A 4079-nucleotide genomic window follows, 5' to 3' on the forward strand; every position below is an offset into this window, starting at 1 on the left:
GCGGTAACCGACTGTATCTCCGGTTCAAAACAGCTACCAAACCAGCAACGGTTAACAATTCGTGTAACGAGGGCTTCACTCGCGATGGTTGCGTCAATGCTTTAGCCAAAACTTTGGCCACAGCAGAAGCCTTACGGAATATGGATTCTGAGTCTGAATTTTGGTCATGGTATGAAATGGAAATCAAGGGAGCTGTATCTCTTGAAAATGACATCATTACCATCGGGGATGCCATTGAGATGGTGAGGCAAAACTACCTTTCTGGCTACGACAAATGTGGCAGGGATAGGAGTGAGGAGAAACTTAGGACTAACACTTTGTCTATTTACAACAAGACCTATGGCTCTCATCACAAGAAACTCAATCCCAAATTGAGGCTGACTGGAGAAAACGTCATCTCTGAATTAACCCGTAACTGGGGTCAGTTGATTGTCTCAATTTCTGGCTCCCAAACTCTCTGCTCTAAAGGCTTCAAAAATGCCTATACAGGAGTTTTAAAGCTTTTGAGGGATACCAGACTTGATGGAGAATTAACCAAGGTTACTAAGCACTTTGGAACAATTCGGATTGTGAAAAAACAAGAGCAACAAAGCATCGATATTGAGACCTTCCTAGACTTTAGGGCTAAAGTGTTGGGGCTAAATGGTTATGAGCTAACTAAAGCTCAATGGCGCAACATTGAATCCCGTAAGTCATGGATGAAAGCTATTTGCTTTAATCTCCTTTACGGTTTCAGGTGTTCCGAGTTTAAAGCTATTCGGAATCTTGATGAACCGGTAACGATTGATGAAGAAACTATTCCCGCATTGTCCGATCCCAATAACATCTGACATGAAGCCATCATTGGGGATGGCTTTTGGGTGACTGACACCAGTGGTAAACGGCACTATATCACAGTGAAAACTGCCGATAGAATCTGCCGTCCAATGATTCATCCTGATTACCCTAGCTCAGGAGACCATTAAATCCCTAGAGGAAACCATCCTCTTCCTGAAGAAGGAGAACGCCAGGCTCAATGAACTCCTGGGAGGTAACGATAACCTTCCTAGGATTGGCTCTCCTGCCTCTCCTTCCATGCCAAGTAGCCAGCTCTGGCCTCTTGTCTCCAGGGATTAGACCGCGAGCTGTGAAGCTCCTGTAACTGCTTTTTCTTCGCCTGAGACATTTTGGGGCATTTATACCCTTGTGCTTCAAGTCCAGCCTCTATCTCCAGCAACTTCTTTCTCCCCACCTGGTAAATTTTTCCTGAATCGGTTTTCAACACTTGCCTGATAATTTGTGAGCGGCACATCTCCCCAGATATCAACAACTCTTTAGCCCGACTGATTTGCTCGTCAGAGAAAATATGTTCATCCCAGTTTTTTCTTTTGAGATTGCTAGTATCCCTAGGAAGAAAGACTTTGTCGGGTTGCTTAAAGTCAGGGTTAGGGACATATTTGCAGGTATCGTAATCAAAGATAATTAGCCCTATCCTTGCTGCTTTTAGGGCTGTCACTGTCACTACTCGCCGAGAATACGTTCTTCCTTCATCAGGAAGGTCTTCCGAGTAGACATTCAGATTTTGGCAGGCGAACTGCTGCCTAGCCAGGGCTGCTGCTTTAGTCAACCCGTACTTCTCTACTATTTCTTTTGTCCCCAGTCCGTTAGCAAAATCACATAAAACCTGCATTAACTTTGGGGACAGAGGCACATAATATTCATCAATATAGTGCATAATAGAACAACCGTTTATTTCGTCTAAAGAAAAGAGGGACAAAAGGGGATGGGAGTCCCCCTAGCCCTCTCCTTTTCCTTTTCTCTGCAAAACTCCTTTTTAGCTTTTGCCGATCGCTTAATGGGAGTTTACGCTTTTATTGTCAGGAATTAGTTCAAGTTTTGTCTAGAGTTTTTCCATTTCAGTTGCTGACTGTAACGATCGCCGTACATTCATGGCTTTGATAGCAACTGCGTACCTGCTATCACCCGGTGAATCACGCGGTGACAAGAAATGGACGCGAAAGGGATAAGTAACAAGATAAGTTGGATTTATTTCTAATAGCAACTAACATAATTTTCCCTAAGTAATATATTTCGTATTACCTGAATCGCTGCAACTCTTGTTCTGCAAGGATTCCCTCAAAAGTAGCCCCTGAGTATAAGTGGTCATCCCAGGGGGTATAACTACTGTACACCCCCAAAATGAGCCGCTATGAGCATGGACTGAGTAGTACGGGGTAAGGGAGGGCTTCCAGAACATAGACGATGAGCGAGAGATTCTCTCTCTAGCATCATTTTGAGTCTATGTAAATTCCTGTGTAACGGCTGTATAGTAGTCATGTAGGGGTTGAGAAACATAGGACGAAGAAAGACCGCCTTCTCGCGATCGGGGAAACAGCAAGCAGCTTAGTCTTCATAGTCCTTGAACAAGTCGCAATACTCATCAAAGGTGAGGTCTAGTATTTCACAGAGCTTTCTAATTTGCTTGGAGTTTATTGGTGGCTCTACATTTTTCCCTACCCAGCGTTGGTAGGTACTTTCTCCAACACCAATTTCTTTGGCAAGTCTTTTCTGAGTAAGTTCTTTTTTCTTTTTCCTCAACTTCTCTAGTGGGTAGACATCATCCCATTCGGGAGGAGCAAATAATAACTTTCTGCGTTCTGATTTTTGACTCATGATTCAACTAATGGTTTTTTGTTTCTGGGTATTGTGGATAGATTTTTTATATGATTACCATAGGTTAACTGGTATTACCCTCACTACTTAGGTGGGTTACAATAAGGGTCTCGGTAACCAAGCCCTCCTGGCTCAGAGCCTACAAGCCTTATTATCGCTTACCTGAAGGCAGTCGCCAAGTGCAGAGGTGCCGATATATTTTTTCGCTTACCCGTAGCACGACAGTGCATTTTTTACTGGCGTAAGCACTACAGAACCTTGAAAACTAGATATCACTGCCATGACTGGAGGCGACTTCAACCCCTTTGAGCCGATCGGGGGTCGTCTCGTCAATATGGACAAGGAGACCCTCTCCTACCTGATACAGAGGTGCGATCGCTTTCACGTAGAGTCCACCTTATTCAAAAGGGAGTTGGTTGAAACGACCAGGGAAGAGGTTAACAGACTTCTCTCCCTCCATGAATGGGAGACCGTCCAAGATTGCCTGACTTTCTATTACTGGACAGTTCCTAGTTCTGGTAAAAAATCTCTCTTTTTACTCAGGAAGAAATAGGGGTAAATCTCTCTTATAGGAACCGTTGCGGACTCCGAGAGAGCGACCCCTATTTTCTGCAAAGTTCAAGTCGCAATCACCCCCAGAAGTATATCATGAGAATTCCTTGGAAACCCAACCCCCACGGGAGAAGGTTTAAGTCAAACCAAAGTAAGTGGCTCAATTCAGAGACTAAACCTATCCGACTACCAGAGGTTCTTATTCCCCAAGTCCTGGAATATGCCCACCAGTTGGATAAAGGAAATGTTAGTCAAGAATCCGATGAAAACATCAAGCAAGCCCGCTCTATTTTAGAGGGCTGCTTAGACAGCAAAAAGTACCCAGACAATAGAGGAGGCGCAATTAAGAAAGAAATCAAGAAAGTCCTAGAGCTTTTGCGATAGCCAAATGCCTCCAAAATGAGGGTAAACACGCCTTTTGTCCCTGTTGACCCTACCCTCAATTTGGGATTAGTATAGAAACAAAAAAAAAGGAACGAGTTAGGTTTATCGCCTAACTCGTCACAAACAACAATCAGTAAAATTATGTCCCAAATAACCCAGGCAAGAACAGCCCCTGTTAACAATACTTCACATGAGGAAACTTCCCCCAGTGTATCAGACAAGGATTGGTTAGAGCAAGAGTTAAATGGCTCTGGCATAAGGAATCCTCTATTGAGGAAGCAGTTTGAGGTCTGCTTTGAAGGCTTCACTATTCAGGGAATAAGCATTGATGGAGTCAAGCTCAATCCCGACTCTTGGCAGAAGCGCAACCGCTACCCAGAGAAGCATCTCAACAAAGACGGTAAGCCCATCAAATATAGCAGAGAAAGGGAGAGTTAGGACATAATAGAAAGACAAAGTTAGCGATCGTGAGATTATGCCAGCAGCTTATA

5 protein-coding genes are annotated in these 4079 nt (G+C 43.9%); 3 read left to right on the forward strand and 2 right to left on the reverse strand.

Features of this window, described 5'->3' with window-relative positions:
• Window positions 1-830 (forward strand): hypothetical protein (locus J7529_RS24365; RefSeq protein WP_318731137.1); only part of this gene is annotated, 830 nt, incomplete at its 5' end.
• A 215-nt stretch (window positions 831-1045) separates the two neighbouring features.
• Here the strand turns inward: J7529_RS24365 and J7529_RS24370 are convergent.
• Both J7529_RS24370 and J7529_RS24375 read right to left on the reverse strand, forming a co-directional pair.
• A complete protein-coding gene (locus J7529_RS24370) occupies window positions 1046-1714 on the reverse strand; it encodes a hypothetical protein (protein ID WP_318731138.1) in 669 nt (222 codons plus the stop codon).
• A gap of 668 nt (window positions 1715-2382) precedes the next feature.
• Window positions 2383-2652: a helix-turn-helix transcriptional regulator gene (locus J7529_RS24375; RefSeq protein WP_318731139.1), complete on the reverse strand. Its 270-nt coding sequence runs from the start codon at window positions 2650-2652 to the stop codon at window positions 2383-2385.
• Between the two features lie 648 nt (window positions 2653-3300).
• On the opposite strand from J7529_RS24375, the gene J7529_RS24380 reads away from it, so the two are divergent.
• Window positions 3301-3588: a hypothetical protein gene (locus J7529_RS24380; protein ID WP_318731140.1), complete on the forward strand. Its 288-nt coding sequence runs from the start codon at window positions 3301-3303 to the stop codon at window positions 3586-3588.
• A gap of 141 nt (window positions 3589-3729) precedes the next feature.
• Complete coding sequence (locus tag J7529_RS24385) at window positions 3730-4026, forward strand: hypothetical protein (protein ID WP_318731141.1); 297 nt, start codon at window positions 3730-3732, stop codon at window positions 4024-4026.
• Window positions 4027-4079 lie beyond the last annotated feature (53 nt).

This window comes from Roseofilum sp. Guam, assembly GCF_017746735.1.
GTDB classification, from domain to species: Bacteria; Cyanobacteriota; Cyanobacteriia; order Cyanobacteriales; family Desertifilaceae; genus Roseofilum; species Roseofilum reptotaenium.